This window comes from Psychrobacillus insolitus (assembly GCF_003254155.1).
GTDB classification, from domain to species: Bacteria; Bacillota; Bacilli; order Bacillales_A; family Planococcaceae; genus Psychrobacillus; species Psychrobacillus insolitus.
The window spans coordinates 702,628-724,785 of sequence record NZ_QKZI01000001.1 but is presented as its reverse complement, the minus strand read 5'-3'; the positions used below and the strand labels follow the sequence as shown (position 1 = coordinate 724,785).

Annotated in this window: 28 protein-coding genes; 18 read left to right on the top strand and 10 right to left on the bottom strand. The window is 34.4% G+C overall.

Going from position 1 to position 22,158, the window contains the following annotated elements; translation table 11 throughout:
• Window positions 1-4: 4 nt before the first annotated feature.
• The 4 genes from C7437_RS03580 (at window position 5) to C7437_RS03565 (ending at window position 4,084) form a co-directional block, all read left to right on the top strand.
• Window positions 5-955: a branched-chain amino acid ABC transporter permease gene (locus C7437_RS03580; protein WP_111438254.1), complete on the top strand. Its 951-nt coding sequence runs from the start codon at window positions 5-7 to the stop codon at window positions 953-955.
• The gene (locus C7437_RS03575; protein WP_111438253.1) at window positions 945-1,733 is read left to right on the top strand and encodes an ABC transporter ATP-binding protein; all 789 of its coding nucleotides are present in this window, start codon (window positions 945-947) and stop codon (window positions 1,731-1,733) included. Before C7437_RS03580 ends, C7437_RS03575 begins: the two co-directional genes overlap by 11 nt.
• The gene (locus tag C7437_RS03570) at window positions 1,726-2,433 is read left to right on the top strand and encodes an ABC transporter ATP-binding protein (protein WP_111438983.1); all 708 of its coding nucleotides are present in this window, start codon (window positions 1,726-1,728) and stop codon (window positions 2,431-2,433) included. The genes C7437_RS03575 and C7437_RS03570 overlap by 8 nt, the downstream gene beginning before the upstream one ends.
• A gap of 100 nt (window positions 2,434-2,533) precedes the next feature.
• Window positions 2,534-4,084 carry a sensor domain-containing diguanylate cyclase gene (locus C7437_RS03565; RefSeq protein WP_111438252.1) on the top strand — a complete coding sequence of 517 codons (1,551 nt, stop codon included), beginning with the start codon at window positions 2,534-2,536 and terminating at the stop codon, window positions 4,082-4,084.
• A gap of 43 nt (window positions 4,085-4,127) precedes the next feature.
• Here the strand turns inward: C7437_RS03565 and C7437_RS03560 are convergent, their stop codons facing one another.
• The gene (locus C7437_RS03560; RefSeq protein WP_146249610.1) at window positions 4,128-4,496 is read right to left on the bottom strand and encodes a hypothetical protein; all 369 of its coding nucleotides are present in this window, start codon (window positions 4,494-4,496) and stop codon (window positions 4,128-4,130) included.
• Window positions 4,497-4,580: 84 nt separating this feature from the next.
• Between C7437_RS03560 and C7437_RS03555 the strand changes: the two genes are divergently transcribed.
• Window positions 4,581-5,021 carry an OsmC family protein gene (locus C7437_RS03555; protein ID WP_111438250.1) on the top strand — a complete coding sequence of 147 codons (441 nt, stop codon included), beginning with the start codon at window positions 4,581-4,583 and terminating at the stop codon, window positions 5,019-5,021.
• A 33-nt stretch (window positions 5,022-5,054) separates the two neighbouring features.
• On the opposite strand, the gene trhA is transcribed toward C7437_RS03555, so the two are convergent.
• On the bottom strand, window positions 5,055-5,702 hold the full coding sequence (trhA, locus tag C7437_RS03550) for a PAQR family membrane homeostasis protein TrhA (protein WP_111438249.1): 648 nt from the start codon (window positions 5,700-5,702) through the stop codon (window positions 5,055-5,057).
• Window positions 5,703-5,836: 134 nt separating this feature from the next.
• Here trhA and C7437_RS03545 point away from each other — a divergent pair, with 134 nt between their 5' ends.
• The 6 genes from C7437_RS03545 to C7437_RS03520 all read left to right on the top strand — a co-directional run bounded on the left by C7437_RS03545 (window position 5,837) and on the right by C7437_RS03520 (window position 9,450).
• Window positions 5,837-6,418: a DUF1836 domain-containing protein gene (locus C7437_RS03545; RefSeq protein ID WP_111438248.1), complete on the top strand. Its 582-nt coding sequence runs from the start codon at window positions 5,837-5,839 to the stop codon at window positions 6,416-6,418.
• A 157-nt stretch (window positions 6,419-6,575) separates the two neighbouring features.
• Window positions 6,576-6,884 carry a magnetosome magnetite crystal formation protein family gene (locus tag C7437_RS03540; protein ID WP_111438247.1) on the top strand — a complete coding sequence of 103 codons (309 nt, stop codon included), beginning with the start codon at window positions 6,576-6,578 and terminating at the stop codon, window positions 6,882-6,884.
• 26 nt (window positions 6,885-6,910) lie between these two features.
• On the top strand, window positions 6,911-7,732 hold the full coding sequence (coaW, locus tag C7437_RS03535; protein WP_111438246.1) for a type II pantothenate kinase: 822 nt from the start codon (window positions 6,911-6,913) through the stop codon (window positions 7,730-7,732).
• A gap of 165 nt (window positions 7,733-7,897) precedes the next feature.
• Window positions 7,898-8,098 (top strand): cold-shock protein, encoded by a 201-nt coding sequence (locus C7437_RS03530; RefSeq protein ID WP_093534456.1) that lies wholly within the window; start codon window positions 7,898-7,900, stop codon window positions 8,096-8,098.
• Window positions 8,099-8,388: 290 nt separating this feature from the next.
• Entirely contained in the window at window positions 8,389-8,853 is a 465-nt protein-coding gene (locus C7437_RS03525; RefSeq protein WP_111438245.1) for an SRPBCC family protein, read from the top strand.
• On the top strand, window positions 8,854-9,450 hold the full coding sequence (locus C7437_RS03520) for a metallophosphoesterase family protein (RefSeq protein ID WP_111438244.1): 597 nt from the start codon (window positions 8,854-8,856) through the stop codon (window positions 9,448-9,450).
• Between the two features lies 1 nt (window position 9,451).
• Here the strand turns inward: C7437_RS03520 and C7437_RS03515 are convergent, their stop codons facing one another.
• Complete coding sequence (locus tag C7437_RS03515) at window positions 9,452-9,844, bottom strand: reverse transcriptase-like protein (RefSeq protein ID WP_111438243.1); 393 nt, start codon at window positions 9,842-9,844, stop codon at window positions 9,452-9,454.
• Between the two features lie 136 nt (window positions 9,845-9,980).
• Here C7437_RS03515 and C7437_RS03510 point away from each other — a divergent pair, with 136 nt between their 5' ends.
• On the top strand, window positions 9,981-10,163 hold the full coding sequence (locus tag C7437_RS03510) for a zinc-finger domain-containing protein (RefSeq protein WP_111438242.1): 183 nt from the start codon (window positions 9,981-9,983) through the stop codon (window positions 10,161-10,163).
• Between the two features lie 38 nt (window positions 10,164-10,201).
• On the opposite strand, the gene C7437_RS03505 is transcribed toward C7437_RS03510, so the two are convergent.
• A complete protein-coding gene (locus C7437_RS03505; protein ID WP_111438241.1) occupies window positions 10,202-10,405 on the bottom strand; it encodes a cold-shock protein in 204 nt (67 codons plus the stop codon).
• Between the two features lie 149 nt (window positions 10,406-10,554).
• Here C7437_RS03505 and C7437_RS03500 point away from each other — a divergent pair, with 149 nt between their 5' ends.
• The gene (locus C7437_RS03500; protein WP_111438240.1) at window positions 10,555-12,234 is read left to right on the top strand and encodes a formate--tetrahydrofolate ligase; all 1,680 of its coding nucleotides are present in this window, start codon (window positions 10,555-10,557) and stop codon (window positions 12,232-12,234) included.
• A gap of 67 nt (window positions 12,235-12,301) precedes the next feature.
• Here the strand turns inward: C7437_RS03500 and C7437_RS03495 are convergent, their stop codons facing one another.
• The 3 genes from C7437_RS03495 to C7437_RS03485 all read right to left on the bottom strand — a co-directional run bounded on the left by C7437_RS03495 (window position 12,302) and on the right by C7437_RS03485 (window position 13,641).
• On the bottom strand, window positions 12,302-12,517 hold the full coding sequence (locus C7437_RS03495; RefSeq protein WP_245909203.1) for a spore coat protein: 216 nt from the start codon (window positions 12,515-12,517) through the stop codon (window positions 12,302-12,304).
• Between the two features lie 160 nt (window positions 12,518-12,677).
• A complete protein-coding gene (locus C7437_RS03490; RefSeq protein ID WP_111438238.1) occupies window positions 12,678-13,106 on the bottom strand; it encodes a spore coat protein in 429 nt (142 codons plus the stop codon).
• A gap of 22 nt (window positions 13,107-13,128) precedes the next feature.
• Entirely contained in the window at window positions 13,129-13,641 is a 513-nt protein-coding gene (locus C7437_RS03485; protein ID WP_111438237.1) for a spore coat protein, read from the bottom strand.
• 263 nt (window positions 13,642-13,904) lie between these two features.
• Here C7437_RS03485 and C7437_RS03480 point away from each other — a divergent pair, with 263 nt between their 5' ends.
• The 3 genes from C7437_RS03480 to C7437_RS03470 are packed head-to-tail and all read left to right on the top strand — an operon-like array spanning window position 13,905 to window position 17,551.
• Window positions 13,905-14,540: an HD domain-containing protein gene (locus tag C7437_RS03480; protein WP_111438236.1), complete on the top strand. Its 636-nt coding sequence runs from the start codon at window positions 13,905-13,907 to the stop codon at window positions 14,538-14,540.
• Entirely contained in the window at window positions 14,537-16,414 is a 1,878-nt protein-coding gene (locus C7437_RS03475) for an ABC-F family ATP-binding cassette domain-containing protein (RefSeq protein ID WP_111438235.1), read from the top strand. Before C7437_RS03480 ends, C7437_RS03475 begins: the two co-directional genes overlap by 4 nt.
• A 24-nt stretch (window positions 16,415-16,438) precedes the next feature.
• Window positions 16,439-17,551: a conserved virulence factor C family protein gene (locus tag C7437_RS03470; protein ID WP_111438234.1), complete on the top strand. Its 1,113-nt coding sequence runs from the start codon at window positions 16,439-16,441 to the stop codon at window positions 17,549-17,551.
• A gap of 353 nt (window positions 17,552-17,904) precedes the next feature.
• Here the strand turns inward: C7437_RS03470 and C7437_RS03465 are convergent, their stop codons facing one another.
• Window positions 17,905-18,786, bottom strand: coding sequence for a LysR family transcriptional regulator (locus C7437_RS03465; protein ID WP_111438233.1), 882 nt, complete (start codon window positions 18,784-18,786; stop codon window positions 17,905-17,907).
• 138 nt (window positions 18,787-18,924) lie between these two features.
• Between C7437_RS03465 and C7437_RS03460 the strand changes: the two genes are divergently transcribed.
• Both C7437_RS03460 and C7437_RS03455 read left to right on the top strand, forming a co-directional pair.
• A complete protein-coding gene (locus C7437_RS03460) occupies window positions 18,925-19,689 on the top strand; it encodes an alpha/beta hydrolase (RefSeq protein WP_111438232.1) in 765 nt (254 codons plus the stop codon).
• Window positions 19,690-20,280: 591 nt separating this feature from the next.
• Window positions 20,281-20,970, top strand: a complete 690-nt coding sequence (locus tag C7437_RS03455; protein ID WP_111438231.1) for a hypothetical protein — start codon at window positions 20,281-20,283, stop codon at window positions 20,968-20,970.
• 50 nt (window positions 20,971-21,020) lie between these two features.
• Here the strand turns inward: C7437_RS03455 and C7437_RS03450 are convergent, their stop codons facing one another.
• Together C7437_RS03450 and C7437_RS03445 are read right to left on the bottom strand one after the other, a co-directional pair.
• Entirely contained in the window at window positions 21,021-21,176 is a 156-nt protein-coding gene (locus C7437_RS03450) for an aspartyl-phosphate phosphatase Spo0E family protein (protein WP_111438982.1), read from the bottom strand.
• A gap of 659 nt (window positions 21,177-21,835) precedes the next feature.
• Window positions 21,836-22,099 carry an excalibur calcium-binding domain-containing protein gene (locus C7437_RS03445; protein ID WP_111438230.1) on the bottom strand — a complete coding sequence of 88 codons (264 nt, stop codon included), beginning with the start codon at window positions 22,097-22,099 and terminating at the stop codon, window positions 21,836-21,838.
• Between the last annotated feature and the right edge of the window lie 59 nt (window positions 22,100-22,158).

Genomic DNA, 22,158 nt, shown 5'->3' with positions numbered 1-22,158 from the left:
AGTTATGAAAAAGTCTAAACAATTTTGGCCTTTTGTAGTGGGTGCCTTGTTAATATATATTGTTGTTCAAGTACTCATTACTAATGGAATGTTGAATCAATTTTATTCAAATACACTCATATTTATTGCCATTAACATTATTTTAGCTGTAAGCCTACATTTAGTTATTGGGATTACTGGACAATTTTCTATTGGTCATGCAGGATTTTTAGCAGTAGGTGCCTATATATCTGCAATCATCACAATGAAACTAGATCTTCCGTTCATTGTAGCGATCATTGTAGGTGGTTTAGTAGCTGCTGTAGCTGGATTGATAGTTGGTATTCCGAGTTTGCGTTTAAAAGGGGATTACCTAGCAATTGCAACACTTGGTTTTGCTGAAATTATTCGTATAGTATTTTTAAATATTGATTATGTTGGCGGAGCAGCTGGTATGCAGGTTTCTAAATTGACTACGTGGACATACGCATTTGTTTGTTTATTTATCACAATTTTAGTAATCGTTAATTTCACCAATTCACGTCATGGTATTGCAGCGATTTCTGTCCGTGAGAACGAAATAGCATCTGATGCAATGGGTATCAACACAACCTATTACAAGGTTGTTGCTTTTGCAATCGGTTCGTTCTTTGCTGGTGTGGCAGGAGCACTTTTTTCACATAATTTCTATATTATCCAACCAGGTCAATTTGGGTTCTTAAAGTCTTTTGATATATTAATATTCGTCGTACTTGGCGGTTTGGGAAGTTTATCAGGGGCAGTACTTTCGGCAATATTACTAACGGTTGTCTCTACATATTTACAAGGGTATCCTGAGACTCGTATGATTATTTATAGTCTTGTTTTAATCATCGTCATGTTGTATCGTCCAAAAGGATTAATGGGTACAATGGAAATTACGGATTATTTCAAGCTTTGGAGAACGCCAAAAGGAGGCGGTCAAAATGGAAAATAAGCCTTTGTTAGAAGTTAAAAATGCTGGAATACAATTTGGTGGTTTAAAGGCTGTCCAAAATTTAAATATAGTTCTAAATCAAGGTGAACTTGTTGGATTAATTGGGCCGAATGGTGCCGGCAAAACAACGAGCTTTAATTTACTTACAGGTGTTTATGTACCTACTGAAGGAGATATCCTTTTTGAAGGAAAACGGATCAATGGGTTAGCACCATATAAAGTTACTAGAAAAGGAATTAGTCGTACTTTCCAAAATATTCGTTTATTCAACGAATTGTCTGTTTTAGATAATGTAAAAGTTGCCTATCATTCACTTGCAACTCATTCTATCTTAAGTTCTGTTTTGCGTCTCCCTTCTCATTTTAAAGGTGAACTAGAAATGGAAGAAAAGTCAATTGAGTTTCTAAAGATTTTCAGTTTAGATAAGTACAAGGATGAGTTGGCCAAAAATTTACCTTATGGGCAACAACGAAGATTAGAAATTGCCCGAGCGCTTGCTGCTGGACCTAAACTATTGTTATTGGATGAACCAGCAGCCGGTATGAATCCCCAAGAAACGAAAGATTTGATGGATTTAATTGGTTTTATTCGTGAAAAATTCGACTTGACTATATTGTTAATCGAACATGATATGAATTTAGTTATGGGTGTTTGTGAAAGGATTTATGTACTAGATCATGGTCAGCTTCTTGCAGAAGGATCACCAGAAGAGATCCGAAACAATCCTAAGGTTATTGAGGCTTATTTAGGGGAGGAAGTTCACGATGACAATGCTTAAAGTAGAAAATATAGATGTATTTTACGGTAATATTCAAGCGTTAAGAGATGTATCCATAGAAGTTAATGAAGGTGAAATTGTTACCTTAATCGGAGCGAATGGGGCAGGAAAAAGTACATTATTAAAAACTCTATCCGGTCTATTAAAACCTAAAAAAGGGAAAATAGAATTCATGGATAAATCAATTGCTGGTAAACAGGCACAAGCAATTGTTAAAGCTGGAATTTCTCATGTACCAGAAGGAAGACGAGTTTTTGCTAATTTAACAGTAGAAGAAAATCTTGAATTAGGTGCATTTTTACGTAAAGATAAGGCTGGAATTCATGCAGATATGCAAAAGGTGTATGATATTTTCCCGAGATTATTAGAACGTAAAAAACAGCATTCTGGAACTTTATCTGGTGGAGAACAGCAAATGTTAGCTATGGGTCGAGCGATTATGGCGAAGCCGAAGCTTGTTCTACTAGATGAGCCATCGATGGGGCTTGCTCCATTAATGGTAAAAACAATTTTCCAAGTAATTGAGGATATTAATCGTGATGGTACAACAGTTCTGTTAGTGGAACAAAATGCAAATATGGCTTTGTCAGTCGCAAGTCGGGGCTATGTTATCGAAACTGGAAAAGTGGTTCTTTCTGGTTCAGCTCATGATTTACAAACGAGTGAAGAAGTGAGAAAAGCCTATTTAGGTGGTCATTAATACATAAAGCTTTCATTTAGATATTATTCTAAGTGGAAGTTTTTTTCTATGTGGAAATTATAGTATAATTAGTAAATCATACATACTAGTTGGAGGTAACATGAAAAAACCACTTAGATTTTGGATTCTATCGCTCATAACATTTACGATGTTAGGCATTCTAGGAAGTACCCTTTTGTCTAGTTATTTAGTGACAAAAGATAGATTAATTGAAAATTCTTTAGAAAATAACAAAGTATATGCGCAAAAACTTGCGCAATTATCAAGTGAAGCTTTTTCCTCTATGCAAACTAACCTTGACGCGAGAAAAACAGATGTGATGAACAATTTTCAATACACTTCTTCATTAACAACTATTTTAGATCAAATACTAATTAGTGGTAAATATTTTAATTCTGTTTCCGTAATTGATAGCACCGGACTTGTGCTTGCTACTTCACCAAATGTTGGGATCGCTGGAAACATAATTGAATCATATGGTGTCAGAGAAGCGTTAAGTAAAAAAGAAAGTCTGATAACTAGCCCCTATTACGCAGCTACTGGGAGGTTACTGATTCTTGTCTCTACACCTTTATTTAATGACGAAAATGAGTACATGGGTATGCTAAATGGAACCATATATTTGCATGAAGAAAACTTCATTCACAATGTATTGTCTAAGCATTATGCAGAAGATGGTTCATATGTTTTCGTGGTTGATAAAAAAGGTATATTAATTTATCATCCGGATTCAAGTCGCATCGGAGAAATTGTAACAGAAAATCCTGTTGTTCAAAAATTATTAAACAAAGAAGATGGATCATTAGAAGTAGTAAATACCAAAGGGAAACATATGTTAGCGGGTTATAATTACATAGAATCTAGTGGATGGGGTATAGTATCCCAAACTCCATTTGAAAGTAGTTTAACGTCACTAAATGCAATTATGCTGAAGATGTTTTTGAATGCATTACCCTTAGGAGCATTCTTTTTTATCCTTGCGTTTGTTCTTTCTGGAAAACTAGCTTCACCATTGAAAAAATTAGCAATGGATACGTTGCATTCAACCGATGATAAAGAGAGAATGGAAGAACTAATAATCCCTCCATTATACTTTGAAGCTAAACAGTTAACAGAAACAATTGAAAACTATCGCAAAAAGCAACAAGCAAGAGTAGATATCTTTAAAGAGCTTTCCTTAACAGATCCTCTTACTGGATTGAGGAACAGAAGGTATAGTGAATTATTATTTGAGGATTTATTAAATCAGCATGAATCATTTTCCATTATTTTAATTGATATTGACCACTTTAAATCGGTTAATGATGAATTTGGACATTCTGCTGGGGATAATGTATTAATTTTTCTAACTGAGAAAATGTTAGAGGTTATGAGAGATAAGGATGTATGTATACGTTTGGGAGGTGAAGAATTCGCTATTATTCTTCCTAAGACAGACCTTGAGGCTGCTTACAAGCTAGCAGAGATTTTAAGAGGAAACGTCGAATCTTCTATTCCTCCGACAAACAAATTAATAACAATCTCTACAGGTGTTGGTGAGCATAATTCTGAACAAGAATCTTTAACAGATTTTATCCAGCGAGTTGATCTAGCTTTGTATAAAGCGAAATCTAGTGGCCGAAACAAATCTATTATTTCTATTCATCAATAAATGAAAGAGGATTTTAGCTCGATTGCTAAAATCCTCTTTCTTGCTATTTTTTCTTCTTTACTAAATAGATAATAGCTTCTACAATTACACCGATAACTAACCCAAAAGATGTGAAGATAAACAAGGAAAGTATACCAGCTAAATCACCAAAGCCACCTGTATTAACGATAAAAGATCTAAATAAATCGAAGAATCCAATAGCTAGTCCAACGGAGAAAAGATAAAATGCTATTTTTAGTTTATAAAAGAGCATTGCACCTGAGATCGAGCCTACAGCTAAGGAGAATGCTAAAAAGGCAAGTAGATTCATTAATTCTAACTCTTGACCTAGCACGTAACGGACGCCCAGGATTAGTAAAAATAGTGAAAGGAACATCGTTATTACTCCATTTTTTACGTAATTATTTGACAACTTAATCCCTACTTTCTCATTTACTATCATACTGGAAATTAATATATATTCCAAATATCAAATACAAATAATAAGGAGTATTAGATGACACAACATCATTTTCATTTAACAGCAAACTGGCCAGGAAAACGGAACGATATTGGTGAAATTCAATCTGGAAATTTATCTACACAGGTTTCCATACCTAAAGAAATGGATGGGCCTGGTATAGGAACAAATCCAGATGAAATGTTATTAGGTGCTGCAGCTACATGTTATATAATTACACTTGCTGCTATGTTAGAAAGAAGTGGTATTTCCCACGAGGGACTAGAATTGGAATCGACAGCAATAGTGGATGTCACAAATGGCATTTTTACGTATGAAAAAATTATTCATCGCCCAACTATCGTATTAATAGATGAAAAAGATATGATAAAAACAAAAAGACTTGTTATAAAAGCAGAGGAAACTTGCATGATTAGTAAAGCGCTACGTGGAAATGTAGTAATTGAATTAGAAGCCGATATTTCGATTATAAAATAAGAAAAACCGCCTATAAAATCGGCGGTTTTTCTATTATAAAACGTATATAAATACACATATGAAATGACAAAGAGTACCGAGTAGAATAAAGATGTGGAAAACTTCATGGAATCCTAATTTTTTTATAAAGGAAATTTCTGGTTTTAATCCATAAATTACTCCGCCAATCGTATAGAATACACCTCCGGCAATTAGATAAGTGAGTCCTCTTGCACCAAGAATTTCAGCTAGTGGTGAAGCCAAAAATACAATGATCCATCCCATTCCAATATAAAGTGCTGTCGAAACCCATCTTGGGCAGTTAAACCAAACCATTTTAAAGAAAATTCCACTAATAGCTATAAGTGAGATAATGCTAAATAACATGTATCCGGTTGACCCTTGTAATGCGATTAAACAAAAAGGTGCATATGTTCCTGCGATTAATAAGTAAATCATCGAATGATCTAAACGTCTTAAAAATTGAATTATTCTATCCTTTCCAATCACGGTATGATAGATTGCTGAGGAAGTGTAGAGTAAAATCATGCTAACTCCAAAAATAGTGATAGCAGTAAAAGAAAGTGTATCCCCATCAGTAGAAGCCACTTTTATTAACATGGCGATTAAACCAAAAATGGATAGAATTGCACCTACAAGATGTGATAATGCATTAAATGGTTCTCTAATATATTGATTCAATTAAATACCCCCATACCAATAAGTAGTTTATATAACTACTTATTACAATATACTCATCTCAACTAGTAGTCAAGGTTTACTGAATTCTTTTTTTAGGATAAGATACTAGTAACAATTAATCCGGAGGAATTCAAATGAAAACATCACAAGAAATAATAGAAAAATTATCACTCGGGGCAACGATTCATCAGGAAGAAATTCCATTGATCGATTTGTATATGGATCAAGTAATCCAATTATTTGATGCAAAATACGGTCAGTCTTTACGGAATGAAGACGAAAAAGTATTAACGAAAACAATGATAAACAATTATGCAAAAGGGAAGTTATTTATTCCTATCAAAAATAAGAAATATTCCAAACAGCATATTATGTTAATTAGTCTGATTTACCAATTAAAAGGAGCTTTGTCCATTAGTGATATAAAGGCAACGTTAGATCCTGTTAATGAAAAGATAGAAGACGAAAGCTTTCAACTGGAGGACTTCTATTCTTCTTGGGTCAGATTACAACAAAACAATGCCACTAATTTTTTTGTTGAGTTAAGTGCGCACGAAAGTGAAATAGAAAGTGAAATAGAAAGTGAAGAAATAGATGAGGAATTAAAGCAAATATTATTAATTGCAACTCTTTCAAATATGAGCAATTCTTATAGAAAGGCTGCAGAACTATTAGTCGATGATTTACTAGTTAAGAAAGAGGAGAAGAAAAAATAAGGTTTCTTCATTCATGACTCGTTTTTATTAAAAAAAACGGAAAAATAATTGTAGTAGAACAGGCAGTATACAAGAATAGTATGGATGGGAGATATGAAACCAAAAACAACCTAATCCGTATATTAAGTATTAACATAGTGAAGGAGGTTAAATAAAGATGGAAAATTCAGGACTAAAAATTTTACTTCACGCTAGCACATGGTTCGCGCCTTTTTTAGTTCCATTTGTTTTATATTTAGTTATTGATGATCAAGAAATAAAGAAGCTCTCGATACAAGCTATACTTTTCCAACTAGTAATGACGGTGTTAATTACTATTTCTATATTTTTAATAATTTTCTTAATTGGTATACCTATGCTTGTAATATTTGGTATAATGACATTTGTTGTTCCAATTATCGGAATAGTTAAAGCAATCAATGGAAATACGTTTAACTACCCAATCGTTGGGTCGTGGATTAAATAAACTGAATAGCTAAAAGGGGAATGGTTATGACTACTAGAATTGGTATTGATGCAGGTGGTACGCTAACGAAAATAGCATATTGGAATGATGAAAAGAAATTAAAATTAAAGAAATTTCTATCATCTGACTTCCATGCAGTAAGGGATTGGATTGATTCTAATCATTCGTTAGCCTCCATCTGCCTTACTGGTGGTCGTGCTGAGCAACTGAAAGATTGTTTGTTTTCAAAAAATGAAATCCCTTATATTGTTGAATTTGATGCTACGATGAATGGTGTCATGTACCAGTTGAAACAGGAAAAAGTTTCATGTAGTTCAGCGGTTATTGCAAATATTGGGACAGGCACTTCTATTCATATTATGAATGGGCAAGTACATAGTCGTATTGGCGGAACTGGTATTGGTGGAGGCACACTTACTGGCCTTGGAATGGCTTTAACAGGCATTACAAATTATCTAGATATAATTGAAACTTCAAAACAAGGCAATCGTACTTTTATAGATGTTCTTGTTAGTGACATATACGAAAAGAATAAGTTGCCTATTAAAGGGTCTTTAACAGCTAGTAATTTTGGTGGAATAGCGATAAAAACACAAAATGAAAAAAGTGAACCAGATTTATTAGCTGGAGTACAGGGGTTAATAGGAGAAGTAGTTTCATCTTTATGTATTCAAGCTGCAGATGCTCATGGTTTTGAGGATATTATTTTTATTGGATCTACATTAGAAAATAATGAATTATTACAGCAAGTTATTGAGTCATATACACTACTTAAACAGAAGAATCCTATCTTTCTAAAGAAACATGGATATAGCGGAGCGATTGGTGCACTTTTGGAAAACGTATAAATTATTTTAAGTAAAACAGTTGCAAAAATGGAAAACGCATGGTATATTTAAAGAGGATTATTTTTGTTCGGTTAGTTAGTAGGTGGCAACACTTTTACTTAACAGTGTTGAGCAAGGATAGTAACACAATGTATGCATTATTGCATACGAGGAGGATATACACATATGGAACAAGGTAAAGTGAAATGGTTTAACTCAGAAAAAGGATTTGGATTTATTGAAAGAGACGGCGGAGACGACGTATTCGTACATTTCTCAGCTATCCAAAGCGAAGGTTTCAAATCTCTTGACGAAGGTCAAGAAGTTACTTTTGAAATCGAGCAAGGCCAACGCGGTCTTCAAGCTACTAACGTAGTTAAAGCTTAATTTTAAACCTAAACTTTAACAGACTCTCTTTTGAGGGTCTGTTTTTTTGTTCTTTGTCAAATGACGTTGGTGAAGGATTTTAGCCGACTTTAATTAATTAATTCGTCGCGGGACTGTCCAGAAAGTCAGTAAACCTGATTTTTTGCGGCAGTCTTTTCTTATGTAGTTTTTCAAGTCTTGTTTTCTATAACTAGTTTTAAACTCTATATAATGTATCCAAAAGAATTGTTCTGTTATGATAGGATATATTATTCTGGGAATGCGCGATTATAAATAGAGGAGCTGTAAACATGAAAAAATGGAAAAAAGAAATTATGATTCAAGCACCAATTGAATTTGCGTGGAACTTTTTTTACGGGGATTTAGAAAAAAAGAAAATGATATTTCCAAAAGTAATGGATGAGGAAATTATAAAACAAACGGAAAACCGAACTGGTTCAATCATAAAGCAAACCTATCAAAATGGAAATTCTACAGAACAATATGATTTGACTATAAAAAAGTACATAAATGAAGTGAACAGCAAAGTGCTTGCTGAAAGCTTTATACTAAATAATCGATTTAAAATGACAACCGAATACGAATTAGTGAGTTTAACGGATAATAGTACAAAGTTCATCTATACTTCGATCAATAAACCGAAGAACCCATTACTTGGTATTTTCCAACTGTTCGGTAGTGATGAAGTAATACTGAATTTTATGGAAAGAACAAAAGAAGCTATTGAAAGTGAATATGAAAAAGAGGTCAAGTAGATGAAATACGCACTAATCGGAGATATTCATTCCTCAGTTGATGATTTGAAAGCTGTACTAAGTCATATCCAAAACGTAGATCCTAGTTTAGTGATAGTTGGAACTGGGGATATATATGAATGTATTATTGGTAAAAAAAGAGCAAAGAAAGAAAAGTTTAACAAGTTAACTGAAGTAACGATAGAACCGGAAAAGTTAGATCCATATTTAACTTTTCCGACAGTATATGGTAATCAGGAAGAGAGAATAGTAGCAATATACACTGGAAATCACTCTATTATCGATCAAATAAAAACATTACCCTCAAAAATAATAATTCAAAATGCCACTATTACACATGGACATGAATGGCAGTGGGATGGAGATCCCTTTACTCCAAAATTTCCCATAGAAGAAGGGAAACTAGTATTCTTTGGTCACAGCCATACATCAAAATTTTATAGGAATGGAGTTTGTATACCATTTGAATTTAATCAAAAAATCCATATTAATTCAGAGCATACAGCTGTAAATATTGGTTCTGTTATTGACCATAGAGAATGGGTATTATATGATTCAGAAGATAAAACAATTGAATTTAAAAAACCTGCCTTATAAACTAAGTTAGGTTTTTAGCTACAGCTTCTCTTGCTAATGCATGGGCAGCTTTGTTTTGATCATCCGGAATCCATTTGATAAAAAACAAATCAAGTGAGTCAATAATGTCTAAAATTTTTTCAAGTATAGCAGCAAATTCTGCATTTTTAGCATATCTTTTTTCTACAGCTGCACATACTATTTGAGAATCAGATCGAACTGATACTATGGAAGGAGCCAGTTTTTTTGCTTCTTCTAGACCTCTAAGTAGGGCTATAAATTCGGTCGTGTGATTTGTATACGACCCAATGAATTCACTTTTTTTAATATGATGACCTTCTCCTTTGATAAATATTCCGATGCCACTAGGTCCTGGATTGCCAGTTGTCGAACCATCGATATACACTTCAAGCATAGGACATCCTCCTCTTTAAATATGATAAATAATTAACTGTTGAAATAGTTATTTATAGCTTTACACATTCTAATTATACTTGCAAACATATGTAGCAAAATAGAAAAATTTTATAAAGATGGTGAGGAGAAGAAACATGAAAAATATGGAAGTAATAAATGAAATCGACATTTTATTAAATAAATATTGTGAAGACTGCTTTGTTCGAAGCCATTTGAGAAAAGAAAAAGGGAAAACAGTTGCACATGATTTTTGTATTCATGTATGCACAGTTGGTGAACAAATTAAAGAAACGGGGAAGAAATTAATTACAAAATAAAAAAGTCCCACGACCAATTGTCGCGGGAAGAACCGTTTCTACCTATTTATTATCACGTTTGCAGCCTGAGGTCCTCGGTTTCCTTCAACAATTTCGAACGTAACTTCTTGCCCTTCATCTAACGCTCGAAAACCGTCTCCTTGAATTCCAGTAAAATGGACAAAAACATCTTCTCCATCATTGTACTCGATAAAGCCATAGCCTTTTTCGTTATTAAACCATTTTACCTTCCCATGATGCATAAACGTCCCTCCCTTTATCCACTAAATATTCTGTTAATGGATAGATAAACTATACATGATGTAAAAGTCATCGTCAATAATATGTCGAATCATCTGCTTTTTTAATCGGTGTTTAACTAGTATAATAAAAGAAAAAAGGATGGGGTAATATGAACGTAGAAGTAAATCTACTTTCTGATTTAACTATTGCAAAACAAGCAGTTATGCAACCAATTCAACAAATTGCAAATAGCATTGGTATTTCTGAAGATGCATTAGAGTTATATGGAAAATATAAAGCAAAAATAGATCCAGGCAAAATATCTAAGAAAAAAAATCCAGGAAAGATAGTACTTGTTACAGCTATTAGTCCAACTGCAGCCGGTGAAGGTAAATCCACTGTAACTGTTGGACTTGCAGATGCTATGAAACAAATCGGTCAATCTGTTGTTGTAGCTCTTAGAGAACCTTCTTTAGGACCAGTTATGGGAGTTAAGGGTGGAGCAACTGGTGGTGGCTATGCACAAGTGCTTCCAATGGAAGAAATTAATCTACATTTTAATGGAGACATTCACGCGATTACAACTGCAAATAACGCTTTAGCAGCTTTTATTGATAATCATCTCCATCAAGGAAATGATTTGAATATTGATCCAAGGAGAATTAGTTGGAAACGTGTGCTTGATATGAATGACCGTGCACTCAGACATATTACCATTGGTCTCGGCGGTCCAGGACAAGGAATTCCGCGAGAAGATGGTTTTGATATTACAGTAGCTTCTGAAATCATGGCAATACTATGTTTAGCTGAAAATCTTGTGGACTTAAAGGAGCGACTTGCACGAATAGTCATTGGGTATACATATGCTAAAGAACCTGTAACTGTTCGAGATTTAGGTGTAGAAGGTGCATTAACTTTATTGTTGAAAGAAGCGATTAAACCAAATCTTGTTCAAACAATCGAAGGTACACCAGCACTTATTCACGGTGGACCTTTTGCGAATATTGCACATGGATGTAACTCGATTATTGCAACTAGAACGGCAACTCACTTAGCGGGTGTTGTTGTTACGGAAGCTGGATTTGGTGCAGATTTGGGTGCAGAAAAATTTATGCACATTAAATCGAGACAAGCAGGGTTTGCTCCTGATGCAGTTGTCATTGTAGCGACTATCCGAGCGCTCAAAATGCAAGGCGGAAAAGCAAAAGACCAGTTAAAAGAAGAGGATGTTGACGCACTTCTAGTTGGCACAAGTAATCTTTCTAAACATGTGGAAACAATACGTGCTTTTGGAATAGAACCAGTAATCGCTTTGAATAAGTTTATCGCAGATACAGAGGAAGAAACAAAAGCTCTTTTGTCATGGTGTCAGGAACAAAATATTGCGATCGCTCTAACAGAAGTTTGGGAAAAGGGTGGAGCTGGAGGAGTAGAGCTAGCAAAACTAGTATTAAATGAATTAGATAAACCTTCGAATTTTGCACCTTTATACGACTTGGAAGATTCTATTGAGAACAAAGTTCGGACAATTGTGCAACAGGTATATGGTGGAAAAGATGTTGTCTTTACAGATGCTGCTAAAAAACAGATAGATCAATTAGTTTCGTATGGATGGGATGCATTGCCTATTTGTATGGCCAAAACGCAATATTCCTTATCAGATCGACCTAAGTTATTAGGGAGACCAACTGATTTTACGATTACTGTTCGAGAAGTAAAACCAAAACTTGGAGCTGGGTTCTTGGTTTGTTTAACGGGAGATATTATGACGATGCCAGGTTTACCTAAAAAACCGGCAGCTCTAAATATGGATGTAGCAGAGGATGGACAAGCGTTAGGCTTGTTTTAAAGAGAGGAAATAAGAATGAGCCAAGGGAAGCGACAATGTCACTCCTCTCGGCTCATACTATTATTTACTATAAATCCTTTTTAGTGGAGTTGGGTTGATCCACAAATGCGTCTACTTGTTTGGTCAGATCTTCCACCAATTCTTTCAGTGCTTGTTTTTGCTCATCGGATAGCTTTCCTTTGACGTTCTCTAGATTGATGCCGTTTCTTCGAAGGGTATCACTCACTAGTAAATCAATGACCTTGTTGGGAATTTCCTTTGGTTTTCCAGGTAAATCGCTCACACACATCACTCCTTTACATGAAATCAATTCATATCAGCATATGCAAATACCAGTCAATAGGAAACTAGCAATATTAATAGAGATATTTACATTACTTAAGCTCCCTGAAAGAAATTCAACACAACACCGTTTTCTCTATTTTGCTGATAAGGTCTATAAATTATAGAATATCTAATTTTGCTACAATTGCTACAAGGATTTGAAGCATAGCTTGGATATTCACAGCTAAGTCCGTATCAGTTGTTGTCACCGAAATATTTTTTGATCCTTCAATAATTGTTTTTTGTACATTTCTTTGTTTGGTTTTGATAAATTGTTTGATATCTTGAGCCACTGCTTTACCTTGGTCTGAATCACCAATAGTAACGCTAATGACGGCAGCGATTGCTGCTTGTATTCCTAGTTGTAAAGATATCGCAGCTTGTGTATCCGTAGTCTGTATTTCTACACCTTCAGAATCCTTTACGATGATCCATTCATAGGATTGTTGCTTACTTGATACAACTTGATTCCCATCTTGTAGAACATCTCTGTCATTGCTATTGTTATCATCGCAATGATCTAATGCTCTCCATTTTTTTTTCTCCATTATATTCACCTCTTTTTATTTTTTAAAGAACATCTAGTTTGACAACTAATGCAACTAAAATTTGAAGCATAGCCTCAATATTTACTGCCAAGTCCGTATCAGTAGTTACAATATTTACGTCTTTTGAGTTATCAACATAAATTTTCTGCTTGTTCGTTTGCTCATCATTAAATTGTTGAAAGATTTCTTGAGCCACTGCTTGGCCTTGGATTGTATCGCCAATGGCAATGCTGATAATTAAAGCAATAGCAAGCTGCAAGCCCACTTGTAGAGACACAGCCGCTTGAGTATCTGTTGATTGAACCGTGACATTACAAGAATCTTTAATCCAGATTAATTCGTCAGATTCTTGATCAACGGATGAAAACTGACCGCCATCTTGTAGAATAGTTGCATCATCATGACTGCTGAAATTCCAATGATTATTTTCCAGATTACTCTCCTCCTGTTCCCACCGATTATAATTGCATCGTTTGCAATTTTTATAAGGATTTTCACTTTCATATTTACAATGTACACATTTCCAATTACTCATATAATAATCTCCTTTCCTATTTGATGATCAGGTTGAAATATTATTTACAACCGGATTTCTATAACATATGAACTTGTAAGTGAATGATATAGTTTATTTGACTAGATTTTAAAACTATTCTAACTAAAAGAGAGAATGCCTATTTTCATGTTAGTACGGACACAAAGGAACATAAACTAATTAAAATAAATACAATTCCTACAGAAGAACGGCTTTATTGTATATAATAGAGTAGGTGAGCCTAACCTGAGGAGAAAGATTATATGAATCCTATTGAGCAATGTGAGCAATTAGTCAAGGAAGTGTACATGCACTTTGATGCAAGTCACGACTTTCAACATATAGAAAGAGTTCGGAAAAATGCTTTTGAAATCGCAGCAATAGAGCCTACAGCGAATCGTGAAATAATCGAATTAGCCGTTCTTTTACATGATGTAAGCGATCCTAAGTATGCACAGGATAAGGATAAACAGGAAGAAGATAGAATCATCGAAGCATTAAATCTCCCGGACGAAAAAATCACGCAGATTAAAGAAATCATCCAATCTATTTCTTTCAATGGTGGAAATGAATTCGAGGCAAAGACAATCGAAGCTAAAATTGCAAGAGATGCTGATCGACTTGATGCTATTGGAGCAGTAGGTATTGCTCGTACGTTTTCATACGGAGGAGCAAAGGGGAGAAAGTTGTATGACGCAGCGGAAACACCCCGCGCAAATATGTCAATCGAAGAATATAGACAAAAAGAAACTGCCTCTGTTACTCATTTTTATGAGAAACTATTACTTTTAGCAGATAGTATGGTTACGGAAAAAGGAAAGCAATTAGCAAAAGAGAGACATACATTTATGGAACTCTTTTTACACCAACTAAGAAAAGAAACAGGGGAATTACTATGAGCCATTTAATTATTTCAAATTTAACAAAAACAGTGGGCGAAAAAACGCTGTTTGAAAAAATTTCATTTACGATCAACAATCAAAATCGTGCAGGATTAATAGGGATCAATGGGACAGGTAAATCTACATTTCTGTCGATCATTGCAAATGAATTAGAAGCAGATTCCATTGACCGAGACCATCCTAAAAATTATAGAATTGCATATTTGGAGCAGCAACCAGTTTTTGAAAAAGAGGAGACTGTTCTCCAAGCAGTATTTAGTGGAGATTCTCCAATCTTACAAATAAATAGAGAATATGAAGAAGCTTTGATTGAGATGATGGCGGATTCTAGTTCAACTGTCTTACAAGATAAATTAATGGACTTACAACAAAAGATGGATGATTATCAAGCGTGGGATGTTAATGCTCTAGCAAAAACAGCTTTAACGAAACTTGGTCTTACCCAGTTTGAAGAATCTGTTTTGCATTTATCTGGTGGTCAACAAAAAAGAGTCGCACTTGCAAAAGTACTAATCGAACCTTCTGATTTACTTTTACTAGATGAACCTACGAACCATTTAGACAAAGAATCTACAGACTGGCTACAAGAAATGCTCCAACGTGTTGAAGGAGCGATTATATTCGTAACCCATGACCGTTACTTCCTAGATGCTGTCGCTACGCATATTTATGAACTTGCAGATAAAACCTTATATACGCACTCTGGTACTTACGGAGATTACTTAGAATCTAAGGCTATTCGCGAAGAAATGAATGCCTCTTCTCAGCATAAATTACACAACCTATATCTAAACGAATTGAAATGGATTCGAAGAGGGGCTAAAGCGAGATCGACAAAACAAAAAGCTCGTAAAGATCGCTTTGAAGAAATTGATTCAAAAGTAGAACGTAATAATTCCAATCAAAACTTGGAAATGGAACTTGTTACAACTAGATTAGGTAAAAAAGTGCTTGAAGGAGTATCCGTAGCGAAACGATTTAAATCTAAAAATATTGTGGATGATTTCTCTTTCTTATTACAAGCAGGGGACAGAATTGGTATTGTTGGGCCAAACGGGGTAGGGAAAAGTACAGTACTTAAAATGCTTGCTGGAGAAATCCCAATAGATTCAGGAGAAATTCTGGTAGGTTCTACTGTAAAGCTGATGCATTTTAAGCAACAATTACCAGAGATGAATCCACAAATGAGAATGATTGAATATGTTCGGGAATCTTCCAATTTAATTGAAACAGGTTCTGGAGAGAAGTTTTCTGCTGCTCAGATGTTAGAACGATTCCTATTTCCGTTAAATACACATGGTACACAAATAGGTAAGCTCTCAGGTGGAGAGAAAAAACGACTTGTGTTATTAAAAATGCTTATGGAGCAACCAAATGTTTTGTTAATGGATGAGCCTACAAACGATTTAGACATCCAAACTTTATCTGTACTGGAAGACTTTATGGAAACATTCCCTGGAGTTATTATTACGATTTCCCATGATCGATTCTTCTTGGACCGTATTGCGAAGAAACTTTGGGTATTAAATGGGGATGGCACAGTCAGAGAGTGGCTTGGTGTTTATTCGGATTATTTAGAGGAAGAAAAACTCAATCCAACCCAACTTGTGGAACCAAAGTTTGTTGAACCTGAAGTAAAAGAAATGAAAGAAAAGAAAAAACTCACATATAAAGAACAACGTGAGTGGGAATCTATCGGAAAAGAAATAGAAATTACGGAACTGTTGATTGCTGATTTAGAACAAAAAGTGCTAAAAGCAGGATCTGATTTTACATTACTTCAAGAAACAACTGCTCAGTTAGAACAAGCGAACAAACAATATGAACAATTAATCGAACGATGGTCGTATCTGGAAGAGATTACTTCATAAGTCTTTATTTTGGAGGTTACTAAAATGAAAATAACTACAATTGAACCAACACCAAGTCCTAATACGATGAAGGTAATCATCGATACAGAGCTTCCTTTTGGTAAAAGTCATAATTATAAAAAAGACAATATGGAAGGCGCTCCTCAAGAGATTCAAGAGCTTTTTGAGATTGAAGGAGTCAAAGGTGTCTACCATGTTGCTGATTTCTTGGCTATCGAACGTATTGCTAAGTTCAGTTGGGAATCTATTTTAGCTTCCGTTGAGAATGTATTTGGAGCAGATAATGCACAAGAATCATCTGAAAAGTCACTTGACCATTATGGCGAAGTATACGTGCATGTGCAACAATATAAAGGAATTCCTTTACAAGTAAAAGTCTACGATAGTGAATCTGAATCTAGATATGGATTATCAGCGAGATTTATAAAAGCACTAGACATCGCGATGGAAGGCGACAAAGAAAATTATCTTTTGCTCCGTAAATGGGTTGATTTTGGCGTACGTTATGGAGATCAAAAAGAAATTGGCGAACAATTAGTCAAAGAGCTTGAAGCCGCATTCCCAGAAAGCAAATTACAACAATTAATCGATGAAAAAGATACGTCTGCTGCAGAGAAATCTCCTGTTCGTGTACCATTTACACTGGAACAATTTGAAGTAAGTGAATGGGAACAACGCTTTCAACTGCTAAATAATCTTATTAATCCTGAGCTAGAAGATTTGCCGATACTTGCAAAAGCGGTTTTGGATGAACAAGTTTCTATTCGCAGACTTGCAACTGTTTATTTAGGATTGATCGAAGACGAGGCAGTGATTCCTTATTTAGAAATTGCTTTGAAGGATAAGGGTTCTGCTGTAAGAAGAACAGCAGGAGATGCGATGAGCGATCTTGGATTTGAGCATTTTGGAGAAGCGATGAAAGTAGCGCTATTCGATAAAAACAAATTAGTTCGATGGAGAGCAGCAATGTACTTTTACGAAGTGGGTACTGCAGATTCACTACCAGCGTTGAAAGAAGCAATGGATGATAAAGAGTATGAAGTAAAACTTCAAATTCGAATGGCCATTGCCCGTATTGAAGGCGGAGAAGAAGCTAAAGGATCCGTATGGAAACAGATGAACGAAGCTAGAAAATAACATATAACACAAAAGTCGGACAACTAAATGTCCGGCTTTTGTGTTATATATGACGTTGGTGAAATTAATAAATTCTGATCCACGCTGATTTTCGTTACGAGCGGTGAGCCTCCTCGCCCGCGAAAACCGCGCTCCTCAAACAAACCTGCCCAAAAAAAGTCACCAACCTCATAAATGTGCAAAAATCGCATACGACATATTTTAAAATAAGTACAAAAACAGGAGAAAAGTCTCTTTTGCGCTTATTTTCGGATAAGTCGTATAGTGATTTTGCTATATTTTATAAATCATGATTAATAATTTAAACGTGGAATTGCTGCCTTACACAGAGATAGACTCTCCCGCTTTTCTTATTACTTTTTCAAAAAATGATCAAGGATAAATTGTTGGAATTGCTTCGCTGCAGGAGGTAAATAACGGTTCGCAACAACTGCCATTCCAATTGCACGCTCACATGTCATGTCTTCGATACGTAATTTTGCGATTTTATTTGGATTTATTTCTTCTCCATCAGGCAATATAGAAACTCCTAAACCTTCTGCAACAAATCCTGCAACAGTTGCAACTTCATCACCTTCAAATAATATGTTGGGAACAATATTTACTTCGGCAAATATGTCGTCCGTTGTATTCCTTAGTCTATAGCCTTTTTTCATTGAAATAAACGATTCATGTGCAATTTCTTTAAGGAAAACACTTTTTCTATTTCCAAGTGGGTGACATTTTTGTACGACGATAAATAGTTCATCACGCCATAATTCTGTCCACTCAATTGGTTGCTCATTTTCCATGTTCGCAAGTAAACAAAGATCTAATTCACCTGATTTAAGTTGCTTTAACTGTGTATGTGTATGATTTTGTTTAAATTGAAACGTAATATGGGGAAATTCTTCGTGAAAAGCTCGAATAATGTTTGGAACCGTACTTGTACCAAGAGTATGTAAAAAACCAAGTGATACTTCTCCTCGTTCCGGGTCAATCAACTGCTGAATATCGTTTAATCCATCATTCATTTCTTTCAAAATACGATTAACACGCTCAAGAAACATTATTCCATAGCGGTTCAATATAATGGAGCGCCCTTGTCTATCGAATAAGGGAATACCAATATCTCGTTCTAAACCAGCAATGGAGCGGCTTAATGCAGGTTGTGAAATAGATAACATTTCTGCTGCTCGTGTCATATGTTGAACTCTTGCTAATGTTTGAAAATATTCGAGCCTTTGCCATTCCATGTCCAAATCAAATCCTTTCGTTCGATTGATACCTTTTATGCATGATGATGATGTAAATAATAAATTATACTTTATCAATTGTCAATGATAGTATAAGGACAGATAAAGCATTGCATATAAATAAAGGGGATATTTAAAATGAAAGTTGTTGCACCTAAATCATTTACATTTGAAGGCGGCAAGAGAGCCGTACTATTACTTCATGGATTCACTGGAAGTACAAAAGAAGTGAAGAAATTAGGAGAGTTTTTACAAAAAAAAGGTTATACTTGTCACGCACCAATGTATAGAGGTCATGGAGCTACACCAGAAGAATTGTTAGAAACTGGTCCAGCTGACTGGTGGGAATCTGTTGTAGAAGGATATCACCATTTAAAAGATAGAGGTCATCAAGAAATTGCGGTTGCTGGTATTTCTTTAGGCGGAGTATTTTCACTAAAGGTTGCAGAAAATTTCCCTGTTAAAGCGGTTATTTCCATGTGCGCTCCTATTAAAAGAGACAGTACAGACGGTTTATTTGACCGATTATATAACTACGCGAAAATTTATAAATCTTTTGAAGGAAAATCAAGAGAAATTATTATAGAAGAACTTGAAAAGTTAAAACATATTCCACAAGATGCACTACATGGTGTGCATGCATTTACAGAAAACACACGCAAAGGGTTACGTTCTATCAAGTCGCCTACGCTTGTTTTACAAGGTACTTTAGACGATGCAATTTACCAAGAAAGTGCATCATTTATCCATGATGAAGTAGAATCAATTGAAAAAGAAATCATCTGGTATGAACAATCAGGACATATCATCACGACTGGTAAAGAAAAAGAAAAAGTATGTGAAGATGTCCATGGTTTCTTAGAACAAGTGGAATGGGCTGAACCGGCACTTGCACTTGTATAATATATATCGTTTTACACCTTTGATAATAAAGCACTTTTACTAGTGTTTATATCAAAGGTGTTTTTCATTTGAAAGCTAATGATCACTTTCTAAACAGGAAAAGATATAAAATAGATAGAATGCAAAGCGGTGTTATTCAATTTCAGTGCATGATATACTCTTGATAACAATCGACGATCAGATGGAAAGCACTTTAACGGAAGAAGAAATGTTAGCTTTGAAGGCCTTGGCTTATAAGGAATTTTCGAAGTAATTTACTTTAATTAAAAGGAATATTACGGAAGGCAGGATTAAAGTAGGAATTAAGGGCCTATTGAAGAAAGGTTGCTTGCGTCTGCGCGAAGAAGTTCTTGTAGAAAGTTATCCACTTCTCTTAAATTTCATAAACTTCTAAGAAATTAAAAGCACAAGCGGTTATTTAGCTTGTGCTTTTAATAGTAGGTAATATTTACTAAAATTTCAAAAGACAAGATATTTCGTCTTGAAAATAAAGGGAATTACATATAGTTGTCGAAGTAAACTGATATTGACTAATTGTTCGATAATTGCGGTTACAAGTCACTTTTATATTATAAAGAAGGTGGTATATATATGGAATTAAAAGAAGCAGTTTGGCAAATAAAGGATTTCACAGAAGAGGCCCAAAAAAGATACGAAGAAGAAACAAGTGTTAAAGAGTCTGTTCATCACAGTACCGTGGATAAATGGTTTAAAGACCTCGAAAGCAAAGGGATTCACCATATTAATAGAGCTACGGTTAACAATAAAAAGATATACGATGAATTGGATGTAACTATAGCAATATTTATCATGAAAAAGAGAGCACAGAAATGGAGCCTAGATGCTATTTACAATGTTCTTGCAGCAAACTTTGAGGTAAGGTCATTTCCTGATTTAAAGCAAGGTGAAGCACTGAAACCAAATAACGATCTAGTGATGGTAGAAATGAGCCATATATTCGAAAAAATGCAGAAAGAGTTTGAAGAAAGAATGATTCAAGAACTGGATATTAAGAAAAAAGAATTAGAACAACAATTAATGAATAGATTACCAAGCCCAAAAACAGTACTTGATGTAAGAGCTGAAAAAATAGACAATATGATTTCATCGGTCCGTAAGCGCTATGAAATTGAAGGACTAGCAATTGCAGAATGGAATATGCTCCCATTAGAGAGAAGGATAAAAAAAGTTGGTTTTTTCCGAAAGGAAGAAGACATGCTGAAAAGAGATAATTTTATAAGAGAATTTGTTAAAAGCTACTTTGAAACTGAAGACAGTTAGTATTATTTGCTAACTAAAATCGAGTTTATCTCTCGAACTCATACTAATACTTAAGTAAAATATTTATTCAAAAGTAGATCTAGCTCTTGACTACAATTTACAACTTGTGGATTTGTGAATCCTAAATTCTTTGCTTTGTTATACATGTCTTTTCTTTTAATTTCAATTACAAACTTCAAACTTTTTTTGCATAATAAACTTTTAATAATGCTCCCCCCATTCAAATTTTCACTCAATTTATCGTATCTCTTTTCCAATTTAAAGTTATTTATTCTACACCACAATTTATAGTAATTAAACATATTTTTGTACAAAATAACTAAAAATGCATTATTTAATTTTAAATTCCCCAAAAGTCCAGCAATGAAAAGTGAAAATAGATGAAAAATCATAAACTTATGAGTAGAATAGAAAAGAGAAATCCCATATTTAAAGGGATAAGGAATACAACTGAAAGTAGGAGAATAGATGAACGCTTACGATGAATATATGCCATCATCTATTCTGAAATCCTTGCTATGTAAACATTTATTCTTATTTTCTCCCAAAAACATATTTTTTAGATTTCATCAGTTAGTAATTGCGTAAATTTCTCATGCATTTTTGAGAAGCATTTTCTCGCATACCACTTGGAATACGTAAAAAAAATTGTGTATTGGTTAATGAATTTTTATGCCAACACGATTCATGAAAAATTTAAATCCACTCCAGCCTCAGTGAGCAAGCTAAAAAAGTCCCTGTGTCCAAAACAATCACGTTAAATCAAAAAAACTGAATGTTTAGATTTTCATGTTCGTTTCTAATACAGGGGCAAAATTAAAAAAGAGACATAGAAAACTATATCTCATATTACTTATTCTAAATATTATCTTTCACAAGCAATCCCATCTTTGTCGCGATCTTTAGATGAATTAAGTTTATAAACTTCTGCAGAAAGGGTTGGCTTATATTTGGTTTTTCCGCCTTTATTTGTAACTTTTCCGTCTTTGGCCACGCCGCCTTTGTATACTTTGTTTAATTCAGTGCAGTTACTAAAATTTTTCGCAGCTGCATCTGTTGTTAGTGGAGATACTACTGTTAGTCCAAATAATAATGAAGCAGAAAGTAAAACTGTTGATAATTTTTTCATTTGTAACCCTCCTAATAAAATGATAGATTCCATAGATGTCTAATTCTTAAAGTTTATAT